The organism is Ensifer sp. ENS11 (assembly GCF_014851895.1).
GTDB lineage: Bacteria > Pseudomonadota > Alphaproteobacteria > Rhizobiales > Rhizobiaceae > Ensifer > Ensifer canadensis.
In genome coordinates, this window is record NZ_JACVAN010000099.1 from 1 (window position 1) to 255 (window position 255).

At 65.1% G+C, this 255-nt stretch carries 1 pseudogene; it reads right to left on the bottom strand.

The annotated features are described in order from the left end of the window. A pseudogene (cysW, locus tag IB264_RS34395) lies at window positions 1–255 on the bottom strand (sulfate/thiosulfate ABC transporter permease CysW); the annotation flags it as partial.

The following is a 255-nucleotide window of genomic DNA, read 5'->3' on the forward strand; positions in this document are numbered from 1 at the left end:
AGGTCTGCCAGCCGGATGCGCCCAAGGACAGCGCCGCCTCCTCGTCGCTGGTGCCCTGTTCCTGCATCAACGGGATCAGTTCGCGGGCAACGAAGGGGAAGGTGACGAAGACGGTGGCCAGCACCAGTCCCGGCACGGCAAACAGGATCTGGATGCCATGGCTCTGCAGCCACGGGCCGATGAGGCTGTGCGAGCCGAACAGAAGCACGAAGACCAGACCGGAGATCACCGGCGAGACCGAGAACGGCAGGTCGA